The 23308-nt window shown below is 53.4% G+C and carries 16 protein-coding genes; 7 read left to right on the top strand and 9 right to left on the bottom strand.

The window, feature by feature from the left end; all coding sequences use genetic code 11:
- The first annotated feature begins 243 nt into the window (after positions 1-243).
- The 3 genes from hisD (at position 244) to SH527x_RS15815 (ending at position 3985) form a co-directional block, all read left to right on the top strand.
- Entirely contained in the window at positions 244-1611 is a 1368-nt protein-coding gene (gene hisD, locus SH527x_RS15825) for a histidinol dehydrogenase (RefSeq protein ID WP_437194637.1), read from the top strand.
- Positions 1612-1683: 72 nt separating this feature from the next.
- Positions 1684-2547, top strand: coding sequence for an ATP-dependent sacrificial sulfur transferase LarE (gene larE / locus SH527x_RS15820; RefSeq protein ID WP_437191652.1), 864 nt, complete (start codon positions 1684-1686; stop codon positions 2545-2547).
- A 73-nt stretch (positions 2548-2620) separates the two neighbouring features.
- Positions 2621-3985 (top strand): MauE/DoxX family redox-associated membrane protein, encoded by a 1365-nt coding sequence (locus SH527x_RS15815; protein WP_437191651.1) that lies wholly within the window; start codon positions 2621-2623, stop codon positions 3983-3985.
- Between the two features lie 45 nt (positions 3986-4030).
- Here SH527x_RS15815 and dtd read toward each other — a convergent pair whose 3' ends face one another.
- The 3 genes from dtd to SH527x_RS15800 form a co-directional block, all read right to left on the bottom strand.
- Positions 4031-4480: a D-aminoacyl-tRNA deacylase gene (gene dtd / locus SH527x_RS15810; protein WP_437191650.1), complete on the bottom strand. Its 450-nt coding sequence runs from the start codon at positions 4478-4480 to the stop codon at positions 4031-4033.
- Between the two features lie 43 nt (positions 4481-4523).
- Positions 4524-5423, bottom strand: a complete 900-nt coding sequence (locus tag SH527x_RS15805; protein ID WP_437191649.1) for a phosphate acyltransferase — start codon at positions 5421-5423, stop codon at positions 4524-4526.
- A gap of 140 nt (positions 5424-5563) precedes the next feature.
- A complete protein-coding gene (locus SH527x_RS15800) occupies positions 5564-8941 on the bottom strand; it encodes a PVC-type heme-binding CxxCH protein (protein ID WP_437191648.1) in 3378 nt (1125 codons plus the stop codon).
- Between the two features lie 489 nt (positions 8942-9430).
- Here SH527x_RS15800 and SH527x_RS15795 point away from each other — a divergent pair, with 489 nt between their 5' ends.
- Positions 9431-10942 (top strand): cation:proton antiporter, encoded by a 1512-nt coding sequence (locus tag SH527x_RS15795; protein WP_437191647.1) that lies wholly within the window; start codon positions 9431-9433, stop codon positions 10940-10942.
- Between the two features lie 128 nt (positions 10943-11070).
- Here the strand turns inward: SH527x_RS15795 and SH527x_RS15790 are convergent, their stop codons facing one another.
- From SH527x_RS15790 to SH527x_RS15770, 5 genes are all read right to left on the bottom strand, one after another.
- Positions 11071-12318, bottom strand: a complete 1248-nt coding sequence (locus tag SH527x_RS15790; RefSeq protein ID WP_437191646.1) for an NADH-quinone oxidoreductase subunit D — start codon at positions 12316-12318, stop codon at positions 11071-11073.
- A gap of 529 nt (positions 12319-12847) precedes the next feature.
- Positions 12848-13060 carry a carbon storage regulator CsrA gene (gene csrA / locus SH527x_RS15785; RefSeq protein WP_437191645.1) on the bottom strand — a complete coding sequence of 71 codons (213 nt, stop codon included), beginning with the start codon at positions 13058-13060 and terminating at the stop codon, positions 12848-12850.
- Between the two features lie 407 nt (positions 13061-13467).
- Positions 13468-14187 carry a hypothetical protein gene (locus SH527x_RS15780; protein ID WP_437191644.1) on the bottom strand — a complete coding sequence of 240 codons (720 nt, stop codon included), beginning with the start codon at positions 14185-14187 and terminating at the stop codon, positions 13468-13470.
- 398 nt (positions 14188-14585) lie between these two features.
- A complete protein-coding gene (locus SH527x_RS15775) occupies positions 14586-16160 on the bottom strand; it encodes a sialate O-acetylesterase (protein ID WP_437191643.1) in 1575 nt (524 codons plus the stop codon).
- A gap of 237 nt (positions 16161-16397) precedes the next feature.
- The gene (locus SH527x_RS15770) at positions 16398-16619 is read right to left on the bottom strand and encodes an RNA-binding S4 domain-containing protein (RefSeq protein ID WP_437191642.1); all 222 of its coding nucleotides are present in this window, start codon (positions 16617-16619) and stop codon (positions 16398-16400) included.
- 546 nt (positions 16620-17165) lie between these two features.
- Here SH527x_RS15770 and SH527x_RS15765 point away from each other — a divergent pair.
- From SH527x_RS15765 to SH527x_RS15755, 3 genes are all read left to right on the top strand, one after another.
- The gene (locus tag SH527x_RS15765; protein ID WP_437191641.1) at positions 17166-18485 is read left to right on the top strand and encodes a PQQ-binding-like beta-propeller repeat protein; all 1320 of its coding nucleotides are present in this window, start codon (positions 17166-17168) and stop codon (positions 18483-18485) included.
- Positions 18486-19166: 681 nt separating this feature from the next.
- Positions 19167-19643: a hypothetical protein gene (locus SH527x_RS15760; protein WP_437191640.1), complete on the top strand. Its 477-nt coding sequence runs from the start codon at positions 19167-19169 to the stop codon at positions 19641-19643.
- Between the two features lie 93 nt (positions 19644-19736).
- Positions 19737-20804 carry a DUF1559 domain-containing protein gene (locus SH527x_RS15755; protein ID WP_437191639.1) on the top strand — a complete coding sequence of 356 codons (1068 nt, stop codon included), beginning with the start codon at positions 19737-19739 and terminating at the stop codon, positions 20802-20804.
- Between the two features lie 122 nt (positions 20805-20926).
- Here SH527x_RS15755 and SH527x_RS15750 read toward each other — a convergent pair whose 3' ends face one another.
- On the bottom strand, positions 20927-23218 hold the full coding sequence (locus SH527x_RS15750; protein WP_437191638.1) for a UvrD-helicase domain-containing protein: 2292 nt from the start codon (positions 23216-23218) through the stop codon (positions 20927-20929).
- Positions 23219-23308: the final 90 nt, after the last annotated feature.

The raw sequence follows: 23308 nt of genomic DNA, 5'->3' as shown, positions 1-23308 counted from the left end.
AATAGTGAAACCAGAGGTTGAAAAAGCAATTGTTTCCCCCTCACTTCAGACTGAGAATCAAGATCGTGAGTTCCTCAGTGGCGCAGAAATGCTCCTGCTGACCAGGAATAACGCTCCACCGGGAAACAGCTGATCTTGTCCAAGAGACAAGGGGCTCCCGCGATTCGCTCCTGCTGTGAACGGGATTACATTTTCGAGCGTACTGCTCAATCGTTGCTGGAATACGGAATTCCGGAGAAGTCCATGCCGTTATCGATCCGCACTATTGATTGTTCAACCGGGGACGCAGCCGCTCAACTGTTAGAGTTGCGAAACAAGCTGAGCCCGGACGGGAATGTGGTCTCCGAAGCCGGACGGCAACGAACCATCGACCTTTTCGGGCAGCCACTGACCCCTCAACAGGTCGTTGAGACGATCTGTCGTGACGTCAAACAGCAAGGGCTCTCTTCGGTCCTCGAATACACGAAGAAGCTCGACCGCAAGGAAGTCACTCCTGAGACCTTACGAGTCAGCGCAGAAGAACTCGCCTCAGCACACGCAGCAGCCGATCCTGCCTTTCTCGCGACAATCCGTCGAATCCGCGAAAACATCCTCGAATTCCAACGTGCCATTCTGACGCAGGACGTCGTGATTCAACGCGTCATCGACTCAGCCAAAGTCGAATTGCGCCAACGATACGTTCCATTAAAGCGAATCGGAATCTGCGTTCCCGGCGGGGCCGCCGCATATCCGTCGACCGTGCTGATGACGGCACTGCCCGCTCAGGCTGCTGGCGTTAAAGAGATTGCCATCGTCGTTCCACCAACTCCATTTGGTGCCTACAACACCGATCTCCTCGCAACGTGCCACGAACTCGGAATCACCGAAGTTTATCGTATTGGAGGAGCACAGGCTGTTGCCGCGCTCGCATACGGAATCGAAGGACTTCCACGCGTCGACAAGATTGTAGGGCCAGGCAACCTGTTCGTCGCTTTGGCAAAACGACACGTTTTCGGCGAAGTCGATATCGACAGCATCGCAGGGCCGAGCGAAGTGATCGTCCTCGCTGACGACTCTGCAAATCCGGCGTTCGTCGCCAGTGATCTCATTTCACAGGCGGAGCATAGCCCCGGCTCTGCAGTGTTGATTACGTGGGAACCATCACTCATCAGCAGTGTCCAGCGCGAACTGGAAGAACAGTTAGGGCGTCTGGAACGTGGCGATCTTGCTCGACAAAGCCTTGAGGATTACGGAGCCCTGATCCTCGCACAATCCGTTGAGGAAGCTGTCCGACTGACAGATGAACTCGCAACTGAGCACCTCCACATTTCAACAGACAACCCGGAAGAACTGCTCGCCCGAATCCAAAACGCAGGAGCAATTTTCCTTGGGCACTACACTCCAGTGGCACTTGGCGATTACGTCGCTGGCCCGTCACATGTTCTCCCGACAGGCGGAACGGCACGCTTCGCAAACGGGCTGTGCGCGAATGATTTCCTCAAACGATCATCCGTCATCCGGTATAATCAGGCTGCCCTTGCCAACGATGCGGATTCCGTTCGCGCGATGGCAGACAAAGAAGGACTGACAGCACATCGGGCCAGTGTCGACATTCGCCTTCAGGACTCATAAGTCCCCGTCAATTGTCATCGGGCGATTTTCGCTTCCTACTGAATATTGTGTTCGTCACCCGTACTGTATTCCATGACCAATTTTCGATCTAAATCTGACCAGCTTCTCGAACTGTTGCGCAGCTATGGCCGAGTCGCCGTCGCGTTTTCCGGGGGAGTCGACAGTGCTCTTGTCGCCAAAGCAGCAGCACTCGCCTGCGGACAGAATGCCATCGCTGTCACTGGTGTCAGCCCGTCACTGGCATCTGGAGAATTGGAAACGGCGAAGGCGGTTGCGAGCGAAATCGGGATTCATCACGAAGTCATCCGGACAGAAGAATTCTCTGTCCCCGGCTACCAGGCGAACGCCGGCGATCGTTGCTACTTCTGCAAGACCGAACTCTATACTGAACTGGAAACCGTTCGAGATCGTTTTCAGGTCGACGTCATCTGCAACGGCGCCAACCTTGATGATCAGGGAGACCACCGCCCCGGGATGCGAGCCGCCAGCGAGCATCATATTCGCAGTCCGTTGATCGAAGCAGGTTTCACCAAAGACGATGTCCGGGCATTGGCAAAAGAATGGAACGTCCCGGTATGGGATAAACCTGCCAGCCCTTGCCTGTCGAGTCGCCTCGCCTATGGTGTCACCGTCACACCAGAACGCGTACGTCGAGTCGATGCAGCTGAGAAGTTTCTGCGAGAATCGCTGGGGCTTCGCGAACTTCGCGTTCGTCTTGAGCAAAATGAACTTGCTCGAATCGAAGTCCCGCTCGACGCACTCGGGCGTCTTGTCGACGAAACCTTCCGCACCGGACTCGTCGAAAAAATGCGGGAGCTTGGATTCAAATATGTCACTCTCGATCTGCAGGGATTCCGCTCAGGCAGCCTCAACGCAGCCTTGCCAGTGTCCGACCTGCAGGTGAATCGGTCAGTCGCTCTCCCGATCCTGTCGTAATTTCTCCAGAGACAGCATCGAAGGCGTTGAACGTTCTCCCGGCCAAGCACATTGCACTCACGATTGTCGAACAGTGAATAACCTCACCCAACAACTTGATCGCAATTCAACAACCGCTCCGGTTCAGGCGGACTTTCAAGTCAACTGGCTGTGCAGGTTGCTCGCACTCTTCACCGTGTTGCTGGTGGGCGTGACCTGGCCGCTCTGGTGGCAAGCACCTTCTCCAATCTCCCCCAGAATTCCGTGGCTCAGTTTTCTCACCGGCGTCCCCGGTTGGGCAGATCGAGTCTTCGTTCTGTTCACCCTGTTTGGCTGCTGCGTCACGGCTCAGGCAACACTTTTGCCAGTGGGCAGCGGTCGTGCGAAACTGTTCGCCAAGATTGGTGCAGGCCTGTACGTTGCCGGTCTGATCGGTGCCGTGTCGCTTGACCAGCATCGCCTGCAGCCCTGGGTGATGCAGTTCCTCCTCGTCGGCATCCTGCTGCTGATTGCGAAGGCACCTGACGTCCTTCGCAGCTGGAAAGTCATTATCGCCTCCATCTACATCTGGTCGGCCATCTCCAAGTGCGACGCAGCGTTCATGGCTCAGCAGGGACAACTGTTCCTGAACGGCTTGCTGGATCCGATCGGGATTGATCATTCACAATGGACTCCGCAATTCAAACAGCAACTCGCCGCCGCATTCCCGTTTGGGGAACTCCTCGCCGGGATGATGCTCTTGCTCCCGACGACACGCCGCTGGGGTTTCGCACTGTCGATCGTGATGCATGTCGTCCTTCTCTGGATTCTGGGAGTTGGACTCCGGCACGAATGGGGTGTTCTGCTCTGGAACCTGTTTTTCATTCTCCAGAACATCATTGTCTTCGGGCCAGACTGGAACAAACGGGTCCGAAGACGCTCCACTGAAGAGCCCAAAGCAAAATCAAAGAAGAAGAAAAAAGAGGCTCAACAACCGGTGCGCCCGACATTGGAGTTTGGGCGAATCCCGTTGGCATACACGTTGATTGTCGCGATCTATCCGGCTCTCGAAATTGCAGGCAAATGCGACCATTGGCCAGCCTGGGCGGTTTACTGCTCCCGGCCTGCTCAGGTGCAAATCCTGATTGATGACACGACGGCCAAGGGATTGCCACCTGAATTATTGAAGTTCGTCGGACAACCGGCCCCGCTGCAGGAAGTCGTTCCGTTCAACCTCGATGCATGGAGCTTTACAACACGCTCATGCCCAATCTATCCACAAGAGCGATACCGCCTCGCAATGGCTCTTGCGCTGCTCGGCCCTCATTGCCCAAACCGCACGTTGACCGTCGAAGTTCGTTCATCACCGGATCGAGACACCGGTCTTCGTCCGACCAAGAAAACGATCTTTGGGGTCGCAGGGATTCAACAGGTCTGCAAGCAATTCAAACTCAACACGGCAGCAAGAACCGGCCCATAATCGGTCCGTTTGCAATGGAGATTCTCAGAGCAGTTCGAACCTGTATTAAAAGGTTTTCCGACTGTCGAGCAGGAGTGTGATGGGGCCGTCGTTAATCAACGCGACATCCATTTCGGCCTGAAAAATTCCTGTCTCGACGTGAATCCCTTGCCCTCGCACTTCGGCCACAAAGCTCTCGTAGAGTGGCTGCGCGACTTCCGGTCTGGCCGCTTCAATAAAGCTCGGGCGTCGTCCTTTTCGACAATCGCCATACAGCGTGAACTGGCTGACGATCAGCATCGCCCCGCCAGCTTCACTGATTGACCGATTCATCTTGCCGTCGTCATCTTCGAAAATGCGCAGCCCGACGAGTTTACCAGCAAGATAAACCACGTCGTCCTGAGTGTCGTCTGTCGTGATTCCGAGCAACACCAGAAACCCGTGTTCGATTTTACCGACAACATTTCCGGCCACGGTCACACTGGAAGACCGAACACGCTGAACAACTGCACGCATGACGACACAAGATTCCAAATAACAAACGGACAGACAAGTGACGTTACTTCAGCAAATGCAGTGCATACGCCAGTGAGTTCAATCGCGTTTCAACAGTATCGGCACGCGACATGAAAACGACCGGCTGAGTCGTCCCGCGCAACACTCCACCAAAGCGGCAGTTGGCGGTATACATGATTCCTTTTACGGTCAGATTTGCAGACAGCAGGTCCGGGAAGATCATGGCATCAGCAGCCCCGGTCACTTCCCCTCCGACCCCCTTCTTCTGTCCAGCGTCTGCGGCATATGCGAGATCGAATGAGAGTGGTCCCTGAATCACCGCATTTGCAAAAGCCCCTTGCGACCCCAGTTCAACCAGTTGCTGAGTTTCAACGGTGTCCGGCAAGGCAGCTGTCACTTTTTCTGTTGCCGACATCAAGGCCACACGCGGTTCAACGCAGTCAAGACGATGGGCGACATCAACCACAGTTTCGATCAGCTCTTGCTTCTGATTCAGAGTTGGCGCGATCGTGACCCCGGTATCTGTCATCAGAAACGTGCGTTGGTCTCGCAGGATCTCCATCAGCACGACCTGACAGATTGTCTTTCCGGTGCGCAGTCCCTTTTCTTTATCCAGCACTGCCTTCATCAATGACGGGGTCGAAATCTGCCCCTTCATCAGCAGTTTTGCCTGCCCGGATTTCACAAGTCGAACGGCTTCGACAGCGGAATCCGGCTCGTCTCTGGCAATCTCAAAGCCGTCGAGATCGACATCAACCTGTTCAGCGATTTCTGCAATGCGATCGAGGTCTCCGGTGAGAATGGGATAAACCCAGCCTCGGCGTCTGGCGAGTTCCAATGCCTTGATCACCGTCGCATCGGCCCCGCCAGCAGCAGCAACCGGAATGGGAGACGACAATGAATCAGCTGCCGCAAACAGGGCGTCGAAATTCTTCAATGGCATATCTGCACTCGAGAAGATGTCTGAGGGGTGACCACACTGTTCTGTCCGGTTCCTGAACTCGCCCCGAAGGGACGTCGCTCTGGAACGTTCTGGAGACAATCGATTCCCGATCGAGAACACCACACTGAATGGCGAACAGATCAAAGGGAGGGATCGGAAGTTCCAGCCCCACTCTCTGCAGTTGACTTGGTCCCCAGACTGCGGAGGTAGGTATAGAGGTCAGCGTAATCCTGATCAGTCAGACCTTGCAACAGTCCCGCTGGCATCAGCGATGTTGTCATCGGCAGGCGATCATCGACTTCGTTTGCCTCAATACGATAAGTGTGATTGTTTGCATCCCGAATCACCAGTCCATCAATGCCTTCATAGACAATCAGACCGGAACGAACCTGTCCTTTTGTCGTTACGATCTGAACTCCCTGATAGCGCGGAGAGATATCCTGATTCGGGAACACAATCGCAGTAAACAGGTCATCCCTGGAGAAGCGTCCGGCCACCCCTGTTAAGTCCGGGCCCAATGCGCCTGATTTTCCGTGACACTGCACACAACTGCGAGACTGGAAAAGTTTCTCCCCTTTCAGGGCATCCCCTTTATTCCAGTTGATGGTTTCCAGACGGCCTTTCAATTGGGCAACATTCTCGGCAGCAGCATGTTCGGAGGCTGCAAATTCACTCGGAAATCGCTCCTGAATGAGCACAACCCATTGAGAAATCGCCTCTTGTTGAGCCTGTCCGTCCTGTCCCAGTTTATAGGCATCGCGAACGTTCAGATTGCGTCGCAGCAATTCCACAGTCTGATCACGCGCCTGACGCTCTTCACCAATGTCACCGAGCTTGCGTAATGTTTTCGCCAGCACAACGTTCTCTGCAGGATCGCTGCTTGACTTCAGAATCTGCAATGCCTCAATGCAAACCAGCATCGATTCGATGTTCCCGGATCGCAGTCCTTCGACGAACAGCGCGCGATCGGCTTCTGCCGGATGAGTCGCAAAGCACGCCAGAACAGCATATCTCAAGGAGATATCGTCAAACTTCGCCCGAATCATTTTCATCGCATCTTCCTCACCCGTTGCGGCAAGAATGAAGACGAGTTCCTGGGACCAGGGGAAGTTCGGGTTCGATTTCACCTGTTTATAGAAGATGTTGGCAATACGGTCGGTATAGTTCTGTTCAAGCATGGGCACAAACAGGATATGCCCCGGAAGTCCGAAGCTTGGAGTCTCAATGAGCGCCAACGGAAGTTGCGGATCAAGCGTCGCATGAGCCGTACACATTTCCAGAATGTGATCGCCCCAGTGACTGTCCTGTTGCAACTTGTGGGTCTGAATCTTCGGATCAAGATTCAAGAGCGCCTGTGCAATAAACTGACGTTGTTCAACGGTCCGCGCCCCGGGAATTCGTGCAGTCACAATTAACCGATGAATATCATCGACGGGATGCGACTCTGTTGAAATCTGGGCAAGAACCCGATCCAGAAGTCCGGGAACCTGAGGCTGGATCATCGCGAAAACCCGTTCGATCTCACGATCAACAACGTCGATCTTCGTCGGATAGATGGCCGCGAGATCCTGTCCAAGTTTTGTCACTGAAACAGCATTCGGTTTCAGATCGATTCGAGGGGCATAGCCTGTGAAAACAGCGTCCACCTTGTCACCCGGAGGGGCAACGTCCCCCAGACCAATCTGCAAGAGTCTGGCCGCTTCAATCTTCAGCTCGTCATTGTTTTTCCCTTTGAGAATTCGCAGGGCAATATCAACTGTATACGCGGAGTACGTGTCACCACGCAGACCATACGATGCCGCAACCGGAATCGACGCTTCCCAACCTTTTGGAAAGGCAGCCTGTGCCATGCGGTGAATCGTTTCCGGCTTCACTTTCACAAGGACTCGCGTGGCCGCCTGCCGAACATAGCGATCCTTCTGCGGCAACTGCTGCCCTAAAAGGTTCGCGAACTCATCCAACTGCGCAGGCGTGCCTGATTGAATCGCTTCAACAGCGGCTCGCCCAACCATCGGGTCCTGATCTTTGAAGAACGGCTCTAAAGTGCGGCTGTTTGGTGATTCCGTCTGCGTGCGTCCGATTGACCAGGCGGCCCGAGCTCTCACCACCGGTGATTCATCCGCTGCCAGTTGAGCAGCCACATCACCACTGAATCCGTTGTGCTTTTCAGTCAAAATTTCAATGGCGCGAACTCGTTCTGCCACGGTCCGTTTTCGATCCAATGCTGCCTTAATGAAGTGTTCACTCGTCAGTTCTTTGGCAACCGGTTCCCAGTATCGACGCGACCACGCACTCAATGGCTGGGGTGCTTTCAGACAGAGTTCGAGCTTGTCTGCTGTGGATGCCGGAGTTCCATTCGCAATCGGCCAGACGGCTGCGTTGGCGTTCTTTGTGATCGGACGAACACAATAGACACCGCCTCGTGTTCCGCGGCCTCCGACACTGATATAAAGCTCGCCGTTCACTCCGACTTCCATGTCAGTCGGGGCAAATCCATGTTGTCCGACAGCCGAGACGAATTCTTCCGGCTTCCCTTTCCATGTCCCACCATCCGGAGTCATCGGAACCGCGTAAATCCGTCCAAATGTCCAGTCCTGAACAAACAGGGCGCCGTGGTATTTCAAAGGAAAAGCTGTGTGCTGATAACTGCTGACACCTGTCGGCGATCCGCGGCCAAACGCCGCCACAACAGGAGCCGCATCGAAGAAGTAGTCAGGACGAAGCCAGTTATTACTGACCCAACCTTGATGCCCCCCTGGAAGAACGTGAAACAGCTTGGTCGGCTGATACCACGGGAGACTCATCACATTTTCGCCATCGCTATCAAAGGCGAAGACTTCTCCAGTCGAGTTGAAATCGAAGTCGTACGCGTTGCGAAAGCCATGAGCGAAGACCTCGCCTTGCGAGAGATCTGGCTTCATTCGCAGAATCACCCCGGCATGGGGCTTCTTCACAGGTGACGTCGGCGTCGCGGAATACGATTCATTGACGCCGGATGTATTCCCTGCAATGAGATACCACCAACCATCAGGACCACGACGAATCGCATGTAGATCGTGTTCGTTTCCAGCATTGATTCTCAAGAAGACATCAGGTGGACCATCAGCCTTGTCGTCACCATCCCGGTCACGATAGCGAATCAGTCCTTCCCCTCCGGCCAGCAACAGATCGCGGCCATGAAAGAACATCCCCTGCGCACCACTGGCAGGGCCATCGACGAATGTCTTGACCTGATCAGCAACTCCATCGTTGTTGGAGTCGATCAGAATTTTCACATATCCCGGACCGGAGACAACGACGCGTCCCAGCGCATCAATCGTCATGCAGAAGATATCGTGAGCATGTTCATCCCCTGCGAAGCGAGTCACAGTAAACCCGGGAGGAACCTTCAGTCCCAATTCTTCGTTGACCGCAGAAGCTGGTTGCGCATGGACCTGACGACCTGCAAGCAGACTGACAATAACGATCGCAACAAATAAATGTCGTCGCGAGTATCTGATGCGATTCAGAGCCGTCATGAGAATCCATTCCCTTGAGCCATGAGCTCTACAATGTCGTCGCGCGGCAGCATCTCAGCCGGTGAATGGAATTCCACGGGCCAGGGACACTGCTCTGTTAACGAAATCGCCTCGACCATTTCGAATCGGCTGGGATTTCAGTTCTGCAAATTCCACCCGATTCCAACCAGTGTTCAATGATCAATAACGATTCGCGCACGTTATCTTTAAGGCAAGCTCCAGCATCCTGACTGGATTTGCCCTAATCTTCTGATTTGAATAAGGTACACATCATAATCTTGAGTTGAATTTTGAGGCAATGCGGGCTTTACAGCAAAAAACACTGCATTTCTGACGATACTGTCAGATTCCTCGCCGCTGTTGCCCGCTTTTCCCGACTCGTGATCACACGCTCCCGAGGCAGGTCTTTCAGGTCAACAATGCCTTCCGTTGATCCGCATCCAAATTAAAAAGCCTTGTTTGATGCCTTTTCGATTTCAAACGTCACAGATGCAAATGACTCCTGATTCACTCAAAGGATCGTCCCGTGCCGGGTGGTTCTGGTGGACTCCGGTTCTGACTCTCCTGATCACATGCTGGATCGCGACCCCGTCGGTTGTCGTCCATGCTCAGGAGCCTGCCGCAGCACCAGTCCTCCTTAACGAAAAGACACCTGCACCAGCGCAGGATACTCACGTCTCTGGACACGAATCAGCAGAGGCTCACGACGCACATGCGGAGGGGGGACACAGTAATCCAGTCGCCCCGTTGCTGGCAGCCATCGTGTTGATCCTGCTCCTCGCCAAGATCTCTGGTTCAATTTTCGAATATGTGGGGATGCCTGCGGTGCTGGGGGAACTCAGCGTCGGAATTCTCCTCGGCAATTTTGCGCTGCTCTCGGGATGGAACGGCCTGGACTTTCTGCATGCTCCACCAGAAGGTTTGATCGGGAACCCGTATTCACCGGGGGCCGCATTGAAGATGCTGGCAGAAATCGGAGTCGTCCTGTTGTTGTTCGAAGTGGGTCTGGAATCCACGATCGGCGGAATGCTGAAAGTCGGAGCCTCATCCTTTATTGTCGCAATCCTGGGAGTCATCGTTCCGATTGGACTGGGATACGGCACCGGCTGGTGGTTGCTGCATGATCATCCCTGGCAAGTCTGGCTGTTTCTGGGTGCGACCTTGTGCGCAACAAGCGTCGGGATTACGGCTCGTGTCCTGAAAGACATTGGCCGTAGCCAGCAGCGTGAATCACAGATCATTCTTGGCGCCGCAGTGATTGACGACGTCCTCGGTCTGATTGTGCTCGCAATCGTCTCTGGAATCATTCAGAAAGGGGCCGATTTCGACGCCATGAGTCTCGTCTGGATCATCGTCTATGCCGTCGGATTTCTATTCGGCGCGATCCTGTTAGGCACCCACCTGCTCACAAAGCCACTTTTCCATATCGCCACGTTCCTGCGAGGTCATGGTCTGCTGGTCTCGACCGCATTGGTGATCTGCTTCGGGTTCGCTTATCTCGCGAATCTCGTCGGACTTGCTCCGATTGTGGGTGCGTTTGCGGCTGGACTGATTCTGGAGAAAGCCCATTATCATAACCTTGCGACCAAGGAGAAAGTGGAACTGGAAGAAGCATTGAGGCCGTTGACCGCCATGCTGGTCCCCATCTTCTTTGTCCAGATGGGCATCATGGTCGACTTGAAGAGCTTCTCGAATCCGAGCGTCTGGCTGCTCGCCGGAGTCATCACACTTGTCGCAATCCTTGGCAAGCAGGTCTGCTCACTGGGCGTGCTTGAAAAGGGAATGGACAAATTGTCCGTGGGTCTGGGGATGATTCCCCGAGGCGAAGTCGGCTTGATCTTTGCTGCGGTCGGAGCCAGTTTGATGGTTGATAACGAACGTGTCGTCAGCCCTGAAGTTTACTCCGCGATCGTCGTCATGGTGATCATCACAACAATGGTGACACCACCGTTGTTGAAATGGTCCATGAACCGGAATCGACAAGCTCCATCCGGGACATAGAACCGCGATGACGAGCGAGCATTGAAACGCTGAACGGCAGGGTCAGGTCCCTGCCGTTCAGTGCAACGTTCTAGCGGATGCTGGCGAAGAATTCGTCAGCGCTGAAACCGATCCATGAGTGAATCGGTCTAACGATCGACTTCGCCCATCACGAGATCGAGCGAGCCGACGAATGACGGAATATCAGCCAGCAAGATTCCTCGGCAGAGTGCCTCTGTGACCGAGAGATTGCAGAAGCAGGAACTCTTCGCCCGAGCACGCAACGGCTCCACCTGTCCGTCGCCCACGATGTAGAATCCCATGTTTCCACGCGGTGCTTCCGTTTCCAGATAGCACTCGTCTACCGGGAGCTTGGTGGTCATGCGGAATTGTGTCCGATGCCCGCCTTCCACTTTCGGATAGCGATCCAATGCCTGACGGACCAGGCGAATTGCTTCGTTGACCTCACGCATTCTCACATAGAAGCGACACCAGTTATCTCCCAGGATCACCTCGGATGGAACATTGTCCGCCGGCGTGAATGGAGCAACTGGAATGTCATATTCATAACCGGCATACATGCGGGTGTAGATCGCTTCGCCATCGCGCCGCAGGTCGAGATCGACGCCGCTCCCGCGCAGAACGGAACCGGTGCACCCGTAACTGATCGCCATCTCAGCTGGCAAAATGCCCAAGGCTGCTGTTCTCTTGATGAAGATCGAGTTACGAGTCAGGAGCGTGTGATACTCCTTGATTCGCAGTTCGAGCCAGTCCAGAAAAATCCGAGTGGCATCAGCCCAACTGATGGGAACATTCGCTTCACGCCCGGTCAACGCGGCAAGACCAGGCGGAAATGGAATCGTTTGCGGAATGTCGTGCGTCACACCGCCAATCGAAACATAGCTATACGTGAGTCGCGCTCCGCACAGTTCCTCAAACAGATCCAGAATGATGTCACGTTCACGTGTGGCGTAAAGAAACGGAGTAAAACTCCCCAGATCAAGCCCATACGCCCCCATCCCCAGCAGGTGGCTGGCGATTCGTCCCAACTCGGAGACGACCACTCTCAAGACCATTGCCTTCTCAGACACTTCGATCTTCAGGAGCTTTTCGAAGGTCAGAGCGACCCCGAGATTCATATTCATCGCAGCCAGATAATCCATCCGGTCGCTGTATGGAATCCATTGCGGGCCGCTCAGATTTTCCCCAATCTTCTCGGCACAGCGATGCAGATATCCAATGTGCGGCGTCACTTCATGGACAATTTCGCCGTCAGTTCTCAACAAGAGACGCAAAACACCGTGCGTGCTGGGGTGCTGTGGGCCCATATTGATGAGCATTTCGTCAGTATGGACGTCATATTCGATGACTCGGGGGTCTTGGAGAGGATTCGCCATAAGAGTCGCCAACCTGCCGCAGCGAGCAAAATCGATGCTGAAAAAGAGATTGCCCAGAGAAATCACGATCACAAACAGGAATGGTCGTTCCCCGCCAGCAATTCGTCAATTCCTGTCAGCTCAATTCCTGCTCAGAGGATCATTATGCAGAATCTTGATCCCGCGCACACTTCAGCATCGTGGCGCGTTCCTGAAGAAGCACTTCTTCCGACTGAATGCCGTGATGAATCAGCATCCACGACGCAGGGAAATCCCCGCATCTCTTTTCAGAAAAGTGAGTTACAGACAGCCCAACTCATGACCCTCAATCAGCGACGACACGTCGAAGCCGTGTCACTGCGTTCTCTCTCTGGGAGAAATCCGACAACGCTGTTTTTCAACATCTGATATGCACACATACGCCCGCGAGCAACTCCGTTTCAGGAGACGGCTCTTTCCACAGGGACCCGCTGTACCTCACTGCAAATAGTGCGACTCGAACAGTGCAATGCAATCTGTTCGAAGCGAAGTCAACGCAATCCCCGCAGCGTTATCGGGCACCGCTGGAAGGGCTGTGATCGCTCTTCCCTGTGTCGTCGCGTTCTTTGACGATCGCTTGATAGATTTCTTCGCGGTGAATACTGACATGTTTCGGTGCTTCGATCCCTAAGCGGACCTTGTCACCCTGAATGGAGACAACCATCAAGGTGATCGAGTCACCGATGATGATTTTTTCATCCTGTTTGCGGCTGAGAACGAGCATGACTTCCTGGTCCCTTTTCGTGACTCCAGAGGATCATCTTTTTTTATCTTCGTCGGACAACTCACAACGCTAGCTCAACCCGTGTTGATGTTTCCGTAAGGAAACGTGGTATTTTCCAAACAACAGCACAGACAGGTCAATTCTTGCGCGCAGGCCTGTCGGCAACGATGGTAACACCGCTAACGCTCATCTCGATTAATCCGGGCCGCGTGTACCAGATATCCCGATCATGCGTTCACGAAAACCAAAAACAACGAGCCCGGGCCTTCATTTCCATTGCGGAATAAAGTCACCGGGCTCAAGTCGAAATATGGTCTGAGTCGCCTGAAATCACCAGCTTTGGATTCATCAAAACAGACTGTTTCCTGCCAATTCGGTGGCAAGTTCTGATGAGTGAATGCAGTGAACTATTCAGCGTTGCGTACTTGCACCTGAAGCGCTCCCAGCATCTTCGTAATCGCCTTCTCTTTCCGATTGATGAAGAACACGTTGTCCAGAACGATCGCTCGACGTTCCTGACTTGGATGCAGAATCAGACGACCAGAACGCAGCAGCACGAATTCGAAGACGTCTTTGATTTCTTTATCAATCCGCAGATTCGGTGATGAGAATCGCTCAAGATCGCTCATGAACCCGTGATGGTGCAGCAGTTCGTTCGGGCGAACTTCCCAATAGTCCATTTTTGCAGTGAACATCACCGCCAGATAAATCGCCCCCAGGGCTCCTGCAAACAGGAAGTAGAACGTCGAATTGGCAATTGGATGCAGAGTATGCAGGAATCGACTGATCGCAGGCAGCAGATTTGGGTTGTAGACCATCAAAAGCACGAACCCCAACACGATCACCGCGATCACCGCAAAAAGAAGCAGCGACGTCGACCGTGGGAAGTCGAACGACAGGACAACCAAATTCAATCCCAGCGTGATCAGAAACGTCCAGCCCAGCATTGTCGCCATGCCGAGTTCAAATTTGGCGGGGTCTGCTTCTTGTCCGAAGAAATACAGGTAGAGTCCTGCAAAAATTGACACAAACCACGACGGATAAAGGAATACGATCTTCGGGTAAGAAACCAGAAGAACACCTTGTTCTGTTTTGGCAGCCGCATCGGGGGCAACTGTGTTGTTCATATCGTGTCTCAGGATCCTGCAAGAAAAGATACCGACTTACCGCAAAACAAGACGCCGTTCAGGCAATCCGCCGTGCACACAACCGAGTCCCCCGACTCAAGATAAATCGCCCCTGCATCGGGTCGATCATCAAATCGAGTATCGCTCTCAACGCTCAATCAGGTGCAGCAGATCACAAACATTTCCACTTTATAACCGAAAAGCAATCGCCATTTCAGCCATTCCCTCCTGCTGATACACCAAATGGTCAACTGGCGAGTACCTGATCCCTTCGCACCGGGTAGGCGGAATAAAAAAGTGACGGCACAGTTGTCTTGTGCCGTCACTTGATCGTTGCCATCAACACCGAAAAGACCGACGACAAGGCATCGCCGTCCTTTCGCTCATATCCACGCAGATTACGGTTTCACGTTGTTGACAGTGATCCCAGCCCAGTCATCTGTGCGGAACGGATAAGCTGGCAGATACGATTCGCTGTAAAGATTTCCCTGAGGATTATCCGCCCAGTTGTAGCGTACCGCCACTGGCTTATCGAGTCCTTTGACGGTCACTTCGACAGTGTCAGCTCCGACAACTTTTCCAGTTGCCCAACTCCACTTTCGATCTTCACCAGCCAGCGCGAAGCCGACGAGTGGATCTTTGTAGTAACTGGTCAACGCAGACCCGTGAGTATCGAACTTCACGATCGCCTTGTTGCCCTCGAACGACACAGACTTGAAGGTCGGTCCCTGTCGAACAATGTCCTTCATCCCATAGAGATCCACCAGCGCCAGACGAGCGAGTCGTTTCCCGACGTTCTGCTTATCTTTCGGGTGAATGTCCAACGCAGCCCCGATGTCAGTAATACAGACGGCGTCGACATTCGGGAGAGCTTTCTTCGCCAGGTCTTGAGCTTCGCGAAGTTCTGCCCAATCGCTTTCAACAGGATTAGCCTGAACGGCTCGGAAGTTTGCCAACTGCACTTGATAGAATGGGAAATCGCCTTGGCCCCAGACATCGCGCCAGCTCTGAATCAAAGCAGGCATCAGAGTGCGATACTGGTACGCTCGGCTGGCATTGGATTCTCCCTGATACCAGATCGCTCCACGAATCGCGAACGGAACGAGTGGAGAGACCATCGCGTTATACAATGTGCTTGGATGGTGGCGTGAATTCCGCTGCACCTCTGGCATGGCCGGACGATTTGGCGGGGTCTTTCCAGCCTTACGTGCTGCCTCTGCATTGACCGTCCACTTCGCCAGAGCCGCTTCATAGTTTTTCAGCAGTTCAGCAGCTTTGGGAGAATCAACGAGCTCATTCCAGCCTTCAATAATTGGCTGCAGCTCTTTGGTTTTGGCCATCATCTCAGGTGATGTCCAGGCTTCTGCACGAGTTCCGCCCCAAGCTGTCTGAACAACTCCGACTGGAACACCCAGAATCTGATGCAACTCACGTCCGAAGAAGTAACCAACAGCGGTATGATTGCCTACAGTCTGTGGTGAACAGACCACCCATTGGGCTTTGACATCTTTCTGTGGTTCAGTCGCTGTGACGTTTGGAACCTGAAAGAGCCGAATCTGAGGATAGTTTGCAGTCTTGCGTTCCAGATCTGGATCTAACGCAGCGTTGACAGACCACTGCATGTTTGACTGACCACTGCAGACCCAGACTTCGCCGACCAGAACATTGTCGTAAGTGACAGTGTTCTTCCCTTTGACTGTCAGAGCAGTTGCTTCGCCCAGCGCCAATGGTTTCAACTTGACTGACCAGTTGCCTTTGTCGTCAGCCTGAGTCGAAACGGTCTGGTCACGAAACTGAACTGTTACCGGTTCCCCTGCATCGGCCCAGCCCCAGACAGGAACGGCCATGTCCCGTTGCAACACCATGCCCGAGCCGAAGATCGATGGCAATTTCACATCCGCCTGAACGGAAATCGCACAGGTCGACGTCAACACAGCAGCGGCGAGCGCCCACACAGCTTTTAACTTAGCCATCAATTCTCCCCATCTTGATGATGCCTCACAGGACTGTCGCAGCGCTGATCTCGTCACCGCTGCACAACGTCAGAATTCCAACCAACATTTCAACGATCGTCAATGGACCATCGTCGTGGAATCGCAGGAACCTGAGAATTGACTGACCGAAGTGTTCATCACGAGTTAGCGATCTCACCCCGTGTCGGCCTCTGATGAGAACTCGCAGCAGACGACTGAACAGGCACAAACTGACCGCTAATCTTGTGCAACTTCGATTGTTTCACCTTGAACGGTCACGGTATCACCGACTCGCAGTTTTCGACGGCGACGAGTTTCCAGTTCGCCATTCACCTGCACTTCTCCACCTTGAATCATCAGCTTGGCATGCCCACCCGTCTCAGCAACGCCCACGATCTTGAGAAACTGATCGAGCCTGAGTGTGTCCTCTTCCTGATCGCCTTGACTTGAATCTGCCATCGCACCATCTCACTGAGATCTTCATTAGTAACTTCAACAGTCGTCCGCAGCTGCAGTTTATCGGCGAAATCCCCAAAGGGCGAATGTGTCCCATGCGACAATACAACGGCTCGACCACAAACAAAGTCGTTACAAAGTCTTGGATTTTGGATTTCTGCGAACAAACATCTCTTCAAGAAATCAAGTCGCCATGGCATCATCTTCATTAAGACGGTGAGCGCCATCAGGGAGATCGATGCAACCACACATCTTTTTTCCTGACAAAAGTCCGTCACAGATTGTTGAAAGTCGTCTCTCCCTGACTGTCTGGACCGACACGAACGGATTCTGCCAATGACTGAGCTCTCGCGAATCAGCGATAACGCTTCAACGTCACTTCTGGGTTTCCACGCACTTCCTGCACACGTATCGACGCAACAAAACGAGGGCCTTCCGTTGTCTCAACCTCAATCTCCTTGTCGCTCTCCGTCACAGACTCGCCAAACGCGAGCTCAATCGTCAGTGCTGCACTGCTGGCTGTGTGTGGTTCTCACCGGCTTTCTGGCCATGATTCTCTTCAGCGCACAAGTCGAAGCTGGTGACTGGCCGGAATTTCGCGGGCCGAACGGACAAGGCCACGCAGTGAATGCCGCGATTCCCCTGAACTGGGACGACTCCACCAATATCACATGGAAACAGCCGATCCCTGGTGTGGCATGGTCTTCCCCAGTCCTGGCGAACGGACGCATCTATCTTACGATCGCCGAAACGCGGGACATCCCTGAAAGCGACAAGAAACCTGCGGACGCCGAAACGAATAAGGCATCCGAAAAGGAAGCAAACAAAGAAGCCAGCGAAGGTGAAGGAAAAGCTGCCGCGCCAGAGAAAGAGATTCGACTGGGAATCTGCTGTGTCGAAATGAGTACCGGCAAGCTCCTCTGGAAAAGGGACTTCGCAACGCACACAACAAACGTTGAGATGCACAAGAAGAACAGTCACGCGAGCCCGACTCCGATTCTCGAAGGCGACGCGCTGTATGTGCATTTCGGTCCTCATGGAACAGCCCGTCTGACTCTCGATGGAGACATCGTCTGGTCAACGAAGCTTGATTACGCTCCTCAGCACGGGAACGGCGGCTCACCTGCACTGGCCGGAGACAACCTGATCTATTGCTGCGACGGAACCGACCTGCAGTATTGCATTGCGTTATCCAAGAAAACCGGCGAAGTCATATGGAAACACGCCCGTGACGTTGATGTCAAAAGAGGCTTCTCATTCTGCACTCCACTTGTCATCACAGTGAATGGGCAGGAACAGGCCATCTGCCCGGGGAGCGGAGCGGTTATTGCTTACTCCCCCAGCACTGGCGAGGAAATCTGGCGGCTGCGATACGGCGAAGGCTACTCAGTGATCCCTCGACCTGTTTACGGAAATGGGCTCGTCTATATTTGCACGGGTTACGGCAAACCGAAACTGCTGGCAATCGACCCGACCGGCACCGGAGATGTAACCGAGACCCATTTGAAATGGACAACCGAAAAGCAGGTGCCGCACTCGCCATCGTTGCTACTCGTCGACAACTTACTGTTTTTCGTTTCCGACAAAGGAATCGCCCGTTGCGTGGACGCAACAACAGGGGATCAACACTGGGAAGAACGCCTCGGGGGAAACTACTCCGCGTCTCCACTCTACGCGGCTGGTCGAGTCTACTTTCAGGACGAGACAGGAACGGCAACTGTCATCGCGGCATCAGACAAGTTCGAAGTGCTCAGCAAGAACATCCTGAATCCTGACGAGCGAACATTTGCCTCTTATGCAATCTGTGATAACTCGCTGTTCTTACGAAGCGAGAAGCACCTTTACAGAATTGAAACTCCGAAGCGGTAATCACACCAACGGGACAGCGCCGCGGTAATCGCGTCACCATCAATTCCTGCTCCAGAAAGTCTTCAGCGCAGGCTTCCATAAAAGCGAATTCATAATTCCATATAGGGAATCCACCTGTCTGCAGACCGTGTATTACCGCAATACTGAACACGATCTCATCAGCGAAACACAAGGATTCTTCGAGCAATCCTCAAGATATCTCGTTCTTCATTAATCACTCGCACGCGACTTAATAGCACACTCCACAATAGAGTTTCGTTCGCGTGTGACTCTCTTTCCACTCTCGTCATTCAAATCGACTCAACCTTAAAAAGACCACACTTGACGCACACAACGCATGGAAATATGCTCACGTGTGCGCTCAATACATTCATCTTAACATTGAAGTGATTTGACTCCACATTCATGAGTGGGTCCCGAAGAGGGTAATTCAATCATATGGCAGGATAACAAACCAGCCAATTGAGTCACCGACAAGCTAAATACGACTCTAATTCTGTATAGCGATCCCTGACTGAACCTTCTCCCTTACGGTTGACTGGCCATTCAGGAGCTTCTGTGGATTAAGTGCATCCACAGAATTGACGATGAGGTTTCTGGCAATTGAACCGGGATCCCCCGAGTGTTTCTGCTGCGCAGACGCTTGCTTGATCAGTCCGGTCTAGAAAAATGAAGCGACGCATGAACGCGATCTCACGGTGCGCACCTCTTTTCTCGAATCTCCAATCGCGACGAAACGGCGTCTCAACGAGTTGGCAGATTTATGCTTTAGCACTTCTGCTTTGCGGAACGGTCGCAGGCTGCGGCAAGTCCGGGCCCGTCCGAGCAAGTGTCTCTGGGACTGTCACATTTGATGGGGCACCCGTTGAAGAGGGAATGATTGAATTCGTTCCATTTCCAGGAGTCGTTGGGCCTCCGGTTCAAGTCGCGATCAAGGACGGAAAGTTTTCCTCATCAAAGGACTCCGGGCCAGCGGTTGGAAAGAACAACGTCCAGATTACCGCAATGAAGAAGACCGGCAAGAAGGTCAAGACAATCATGGGAGAGGAAAGCGACGAAGTCGTTCAGTACATCCCTCCACAATACAACCAGTTGACTCAACTAAATACCGAGATCACGACTGGCACAAATGACGTCAAATTTGATCTGAAAAAATAGTTCGGTTTCAATCTGTATCACTTTTCAATCTGTTCCTGCTTTCGTGGAAACCGCACATTCTCTTAACCATCTCGTTTTAACTGTGGGGCCGTTATGAACACTTCAGAACACCAGAGGAAGCGATCGCGACCGGCATTTACGCTGATCGAATTGCTGGTGGTCATTGCCATCATTGCCATCTTGATCGCGTTGCTACTGCCGGCCGTTCAGCAGGCCCGAGAGGCCGCTCGACGTTCACAGTGCAAGAACAATCTCAAACAAATTGGATTGGCGATGCACAACTATCTGGACACCTTCGGAGTATTCCCAATCGGATCGCTCTACGGGCTTAGTACTGCGTATCCACCATATGGCAGTAACCTGACAACCTGGAATGTGCGTCTGTTGCCTTACATTGAACAGACAACGCTCTATACCAGTGTCAATTTTGATGTTCACCCGGGGAATACTGCAGCGAACAACGTGATCGCCGCAACTGAACTTCCAGCTTACCGTTGCCCGTCAGACAGCAATGGACGCGGTTCATGCGGCAGCGGATTCGATCAATACGGGCCAACAAACTATGTCGGCAGTGTTGGTGGTGGAAGCGGGACTGATGATGATGCCCGAGGAGGCGGTGGAAGCGGGACAACTCCGCCATTCTCAGTACCAGGTGGAAACTCAACGTGGTACGCCTGCCCTCAGAATAACGACACACAACGCGGAATCTTCTCCGCTAACAGTTTCACAAAACTGGCATCAATCACTGACGGGACATCGAACACAGCTCTCGTTTCCGAGTGTCTCGTCGGAGTTCCACGTTACCACCAGACGAGCCCAGCCGGAGATACCAATTGTACTCCATCAGGGTTGTCAGGCGCGACACGCCGCACCAACAGCGGATACTCGTGGATGTTTGGCCGAACCAATCCTGCATGGTACTACTCATCGATGTACACTCCAAACTTCCGAAGAGCCGCAACGGCAACAGAAGTCGACGGCATCTACGATTGCAGCAACAACGATATTGGCGGAGCCTACGTTGCCCGCAGTAAACATACTGGCGGAGTCCAAGTCACCCTGGCCGATGGCTCAGTGAGATTCGTCAGTGACAACATCAACCGCCAGACCTGGCGCGATGTTGGGAACCGCAAAGATGGAAACCCTGTCGGCGAATTCTAAAACAGGTTCACTCGACAACGAAGCGTTCTCAGGCTGCTGGAGGAAACTCAAGCAACCTGAGGACGCTTCTGTATTTTCCACCTGCTGCATCGCAGACAATGAAACAAGCTCGACCGAATCGCCTAGCTTCCGATGGGTTGAAGAGGAGCTTTGCTGGCGACGAATGTTTCCTGTCGATCAGCGAAGTTCACTGTCACGGTTCGTCTGGCACCGAAGCCGCCGATCTCGATGACGACTCCACGCCCATAGCGAGGGTGTCGCACCTGCTGTCCGATTGAGAACCCGACCGGCAACTTCACCGTCATAGGATCTTTCCCCAAGAGTGATGCCCCAGTCATGAGCTTCGGAAGAGCCGGTTTCGATTCCGGCTCGCGCAGCTGAATTGTGTCTTCTTCAGGCGGTTCGTCGTGCCGCTCATCCGTGAAGTTCGCATCTTCAACGACACGTTTCCAGGCAGCGACCGTGTCCCCTCCGAACGTCCCGCAGTCAACACGTTCACAGATCAGTTCGTTGAGGAATGGACTTCCGATCGTCGGCATCGCCCGACCTCGTATCGAACGCACTCGCGTTTCTGTTAGGAACAGCCGCTTCTTGGCTCGCGTCATCCCGACAAACAGAAGACGCCGCTCTTCTTCAAATTCACGACGGTTATTCTCCTGCTTCGATCGCTCATGCGGGATGAGTCCATCCTCAACCCCAACAATGAAGACCACAGGGAACTCCAATCCCTTCGCAGCATGCATGGTCATCAGCGTGACCCGACCGGCTTCGTTTTCGATTTTGTCGGTATCACTGACCAGCGCCGTCTGCTCCAGAAACCCCTGCAAGGAAACGTCGTCCCCTGCGATTTCGTCGTATTGTCTGGCCGCGTTGATCAACTCTTCAACGTTCCCCTGACGCTCGTAAGCTTCTTCGTGCTTTGCTCCCTGCCACGACATTGTGTAACGAGTCTGATCGACCACAGCAGTAATCAGGTCGGCAACAGATCCGCTATTTGCCAGCGAAAAGCGATTCATCATCTCGGCGAACATTCGAAACGCGACGACGGCTCGTTTGGAAAGCGTTTCTATCTTGTCAGCATGCAAAGCAGCTTCGAGTGGAGATTCCCCATACCGAGCCGCCCAGGCCAGAAGTTTATCTTGCGAAGACTTGCCGAGGCCGCGTAATGGCTTGTTGACGATTCGCTGAAATGCGGTTTGGTCGCGAGGATTCTCAATCAAGCGAAGATAGGCGAGCAGATCACGCACTTCCGCGCGATCATAAAACGCAACACCTGCTGCCACCTGAAACGGCACCCGTCTGCGAGTCAGGATCGTTTCGAGTTGGCGCGAAAGTGAGTTCACCCGATAGAAAATGGCGCAATCGCTCCAGTTCAAGTTGTGCTCGCGAACAAGCTCTTGAATCTGCGTCGCGATCCCTTCCGCCTCCATCGTGGAATCTTCAAACCGCAGGAGTTGAACGGGTTCGCCTTCTTCCCGGTCCGTGACCAGCGATTTGTGCTTTCGCTGCGAGTTGTTGACGATCAAAGCATCAGCGGAGTCCAGAATCGACTTTGTACTGCGGAAATTCTGTTCCAGTCGTATCGTCGTCGACTCCGGGAAGTCGCGTTCGAATCGCAGAATGTTCTCGATTCTCGCTCCGCGCCACCCGTAGATCGACTGGTCAGGATCGCCAGTCACACACAGGTTTCGGTGCCGGTGGGCAAGTGCCGCAACAATCTGATATTGAGACCCGTTCGTGTCCTGATACTCGTCGACCATGATGTAACGGTATCGATCCCCGAGCGTTGTTCTTAGTTCAGGGTTCTCTGCCAGCATATTTGCCGTGTGCATCAGCAGATCATCAAAATCAACAGCATTCGATTCCAGCAGAAACTTCTGGTAGGCCGGGTAAACTGTCGACACGATTGACTGCCAGTGATCCCCGACAGACATCTCCAACTGCTGCTTCATTCGCTCGGGAGAAATCAAATCGTTCTTGGCGCTGCTGATTCGCCAGAGCACTTTGTCTGGAGAATAGCTCGTTGCGTCGATATCCAGATCCTGCATCACACGCCGGATCGCCTGCTTCTGATCACTCGTATCGAGAATCGAAAAGTTCGGTTGCAGTCCGACGACCTGCCCATACTGACGCAAAATTCGGGCACAGAATTTGTGAAAGGTGCTGATCCAGATGCGTGTTCCCGGAACAAGCGCCTCCACGCGTTCCTGCATCTCGCGAGCGGCTTTATTCGTAAACGTAATCGCCAGCATCTGGCGCGGCGAAACTCCCTGCGCCAACAGATTCGCAATTCTTCTGGTAACAACGCGGGTCTTTCCTGAACCCGGTCCAGCAAGAATCAGCAACGGCCCCTTTGTGTGAGAAACAGCGGCCAATTGAGGGGGAGTCAGGTCATCCATGAGGTTTACAGCCATGCCTCCATCATCGGATTTCGAAACCGAAATGGGAAGTCGACCGATCGAGAATACGTTTTCCGCTTCTCATTTCCAGATAAGACGTTGCAC

This window comes from Planctomicrobium limosum (assembly GCF_051465645.1).
Taxonomy (GTDB): Bacteria; Planctomycetota; Planctomycetia; order Planctomycetales; family Planctomycetaceae; genus Planctomicrobium.
This window is presented reverse-complemented; position numbering and strand designations above follow the sequence as displayed.